This is a genomic window from Sphingomonas bacterium (assembly GCF_903643065.1).
Classification (GTDB): domain Bacteria; phylum Pseudomonadota; class Alphaproteobacteria; order Sphingomonadales; family Sphingomonadaceae; genus Sphingomonas.
The window spans coordinates 1-3840 of the sequence record NZ_CAHJWX010000289.1; the positions used below are offsets into that span (position 1 = coordinate 1).

General features: G+C 71.1%; 3 protein-coding genes. 1 reads left to right on the forward strand and 2 read right to left on the reverse strand.

The window, feature by feature from the left end; translation table 11 throughout:
- Positions 1–101: 101 nt before the first annotated feature.
- Together HUU95_RS10520 and HUU95_RS10525 are read right to left on the reverse strand one after the other, a co-directional pair.
- On the reverse strand, positions 102–671 hold the full coding sequence (locus HUU95_RS10520; protein ID WP_174280069.1) for a sigma-70 family RNA polymerase sigma factor: 570 nt from the start codon (positions 669–671) through the stop codon (positions 102–104).
- A 210-nt stretch (positions 672–881) separates the two neighbouring features.
- Positions 882–3140, reverse strand: a complete 2259-nt coding sequence (locus tag HUU95_RS10525) for an NADP-dependent malic enzyme (protein ID WP_174280070.1) — start codon at positions 3138–3140, stop codon at positions 882–884.
- Between the two features lie 199 nt (positions 3141–3339).
- On the opposite strand from HUU95_RS10525, the gene HUU95_RS10530 reads away from it, so the two are divergent.
- Positions 3340–3840 (forward strand): hypothetical protein (locus HUU95_RS10530; protein WP_217429816.1); only part of this gene is annotated, 501 nt, incomplete at its 3' end.

A 3840-nucleotide genomic window follows, 5' to 3' on the forward strand; every position in this document is an offset into this window, starting at 1 on the left:
GCGCGAACGCCGGCTCCGCGAGCACGCGGCGCAGGGCGGTTGCGCGCTCCTCGCCGTCGAGCACCCCCAGCGCCAGCTCGGCCGCGAGCAGGTCGGCGTCGTCAGGCGTCGCCATCGAGACACCCCCGCAGGCTGATCAGCCCCCGCCGGATCCAGCTCTTGGCCGTGCCCAGCGGCACGCCCGATCGCACGGCCAGCTCCGCATAGGTCAGCCCGTCGAAGAAGGCGGTGCGGATCGCGCCCCGCTGGTCGGTCGTCAGCTGGTCGATGCAGGCCAGCAGCCGGCGCTCCTCCTCCGCCATCAGCAGCAGGTCGGACGCCAGCGGCGCCTCGTCGACCGGCTCGGCCACCGCCTCGATCGACGCGGCGGGACGCAGGCCCAGCGCGCGGCGGCGATCGATGGCGCGGTTGCGGGCGATCGCGCCGAGCCACGCGATCGGACTGCCGCGGCCCGGCTCATAGCCGTCCGCCCGCCGCCACACCGTCGCGTAGACCTCCTGCAACACGTCCTCCGCCGCCTGCCGCTCGCCACAGATACGCAGGCAAATGCCAAACAGCTTCGCCGAGGTCGCGACATAGAGGCTGGCGAAGGCGCCGCGATCCGCCTGGCCGGTCGCCACGAGCAGCCGGACCAGCTCCTCGCGTCCGGTGCTGTCGGGGAGGCGGGACATGGCGGCGCCGTTACGCGCAAACGGCCCGGGGCGCCAATCCCGAAAGGCTCGGCGAGCTACCCCGGACCGACATGTCAGCGTCGCTTACGATCGACTTCGATCACCCTCACCCTTCCCTTCCGACTGCGTCGGGCGGGCCCCTTCCCTCTCCCCATGGGAGAGGGAGAGACGCCGAAGGCGACGACGGGTGAGGGTGATCTAATCTCGCCGTTATCGCGCGATGCCGCCAGCGGCGAGCACCGCCAGCGTCACCAGCTCGCTCGCGGTCGCGGTCATGCCGGCGATCTGGACGGGCTTTTCCATGCCGACCAGCATCGGCCCGATCACCTCGTCGCCGCCCAGTTCGCGCAGCAGCTTGGCGGAGATGCTGGCCGATTGCAGCCCCGGCATGATCAGCACGTTGGCGGGGCCGCTCAGCCGCGCGAAGGGGTAATTGGCGAGCTGGCGCGGGTTGAGCGCGACGTCGGGCGCCATCTCGCCCTCATATTCGAACCCGACCTGGCGCGCGTCGAGCAGCTCCACGGCGGCGCGCACGCCTTCCAGCCAGCGGCCGGGCGGGTTGCCGAAGGTGGAATAGCTCAGGAAGGCGACGCGCGGCTCGTGCCCCATCCGTCGCGCCACGGCGGCGGTCTGCTCGGCGATGTCGGCCAGCTGGTCGCCGCTCGGCCGCTCGTTCACGGTGGTGTCGGCGATGAACACGGTGTGGCTGCGCCCGACCAGCAGGTGGATGCCGAACGCCGTGCGCCCCGGCGCCGGGTCGATCACGCGGCGGACCTCGCGCAGCGACTGGACGAAGGTGCGCGTCACGCCGGTGATCATCGCGTCCGCCTCGCCCAGCTGGAGCAGCACGGCGCCGAAGATGTTGCGGTCCTGGTTGATCATCCGCTCGACGTCGCGGCGCAGGAAGCCGCGCCGTTGCAGGCGCGCGTAGAGGAAATCGACCATGCGCGGGACGAGCGCGCTCGTGCGGCTGTTGTGCAGCTCGTACGTCTCGGGATCGGTGACGCCCAGCGCGCGCAGCCGCTCAGGCACGTCGTCGCGGCCGACCAGCACCGGCGTGCCATAGCCGCCCTCCCGGAACGCGATGGCGGCGCGCAGCACCACCTCCTCCTCCCCTTCGGCGAACAGCACGCGCTTGGGATGCGCGCGCGCGCCTTCATAGGCGAGGCTGAGCACCGAGGTGGTCGGGTTGAGCCTGGCGCGCAGCGATTGGCGATACGCCGCCAGGTCGGCAATCGGCCGGGTCGCCACGCCCGACTCCATCGCCGCGCGCGCCACGGCGGCGGGGACGACCTCCATCAGCCGCGGGTCGAACGGCGCGGGGATGATATAGTCCGGTCCGAAATGGTGGCGCACGCCATAGGCGGCGGCGACCTCCTCGGGCACCCGCTCGCGCGCCAGCTCGGCGATCGCGGTGGCGGCGGCGATCTTCATCTGGTCGTTGATCCCCGTCGCCCGCACGTCCAGCGCGCCGCGGAAGATGAAGGGGAAGCCCAGCACGTTGTTGACCTGGTTCGGATAGTCCGACCGGCCGGTGGCGACGATCGCGTCCGGCCGCGCCGCGCGCGCCAGCTCCGGGCGGATCTCCGGCTCCGGGTTCGCCATCGCGAAGATGATCGGGGCGGGCGCCATGTCGGCGACCATCTCCGGCCGCAACGCGCCGGCGGCCGACAGGCCCAGGAACACGTCCGCGCCCTTCAGCGCCTCCGTCAGGTCGCGCGCGTCCGTCTCCGCCGCGTGCGCCGATTGCCATTGGTTGACGCCCTCGCGCCCGCGCCAGATCGTGCCCTTGCGGTCGCACAGGATCACGTTGTTGCCGGACACGCCCATCGCCTTGATCAGCTCCGTGCAGGCGATCGCCGCCGCGCCGGCGCCGTTCACAACCACGCGCACGTCCGCCAGCTTGCGACCGGTCAGCAGGCAGGCGTTGAGCAGGCCGGCGGCGGTGATGATCGCGGTGCCGTGCTGGTCGTCGTGGAAGACCGGGATGTTCATGCGCTCCCGAAGGGTCTGCTCGATGATGAAGCATTCGGGCGCCTTGATGTCCTCCAGGTTGATGCCGCCGAAGCTCGGCTCCATCAGCTCGACGGCGTCGATGAAGCGGTCGACGTCTTCCGTCTTCAGCTCGATGTCGATCGAGTCGACATCGGCGAAGCGCTTGAACAGCACCGCCTTGCCTTCCATCACCGGCTTGGACGCGAGCGCGCCGAGATTGCCCATTCCCAGGATGGCGGTGCCGTTGGAGATCACCGCGACCAGATTGCCCTTGGCGGTATAATCGTACGCGGTGGCGGGATCGTCGGCGATCGCGCGCACCGGCACCGCGACGCCCGGCGAATAGGCGAGCGCCAGATCGCGCTGCGTCGTCAGCGGCTTGGAGGCGACGATCTCCAGCTTGCCCGGCCGCCCCTCCGAATGGAACAGCAGCGCCTCGCGATCGGAGAACTGGTTGGCGGGGATGTCTGGCATGAGGGCGCTCCTGAGAACCCTTCCCTAACCCCGTCGCCCGAACCCGTCACCCCGGCGCGGCGGTTCGGACTTGGCAGGCCCGGGTGCGTCGGTCGAATGGAACGAGCGGGTCGCGCCGCCACGCGCTTGGCGTGCCGTCCGCACCGTGCGATAACCTCGATCAACGGCGTGGGGACGCCGGGAACATGGGGGGCGCGGCATGCAGGCCGAACCGGCGCTGGTCGAGCGCATCTACGAGGCCGCCGTCCTGCCGGATCGGTGGCCGGACGTGCTGGAGGCGATCACCGACGCGGTCGGCGGGTTCGGCGCGACATTCGTCATGCAACGCGCGCAGGGCGCGTCGATCATGGCGACGCCCCGCATCGAACGGGTAGTCGCGGACTATATCGCCGAGGGCTGGGCGGCCGATCCCGTCTACGCCGCGCCGCTGCTGGCCGACTTGTATCCCGGCTTTCGCGCCGAGAGCCATTACCGCTCGATCGAGGAGATCGAGCGGTTGCCGGTCCATGTCGAGTTCCTCGCGCCGCGCGGGCTGGTCGCCGGGATCGGGACGGTGCTGCAAGGCGTCAACGACGATCTGGTCCAGCTGGCGATCGAGGGCCTGCCCTCGCATCCGGCGGCGGAGGCGGCCGCGCTCTGGCTCGACCGGCTGCGCGCGCCGCTGGCGCGGTCGCTGAGCCTGACGTCGCGGCTGCGCGAC

What these genes read in the sequence shown, in the direction of transcription:
- HUU95_RS10520 (WP_174280069.1), bottom strand. Translation starts at nt 671, where the DNA reads ATGTCCCGCCTCCCCGACAGCACCGGACGCGAGGAGCTGGTCCGGCTG.
- HUU95_RS10525 (WP_174280070.1), bottom strand. Translation starts at nt 3,140, where the DNA reads ATGCCAGACATCCCCGCCAACCAGTTCTCCGATCGCGAGGCGCTGCTG.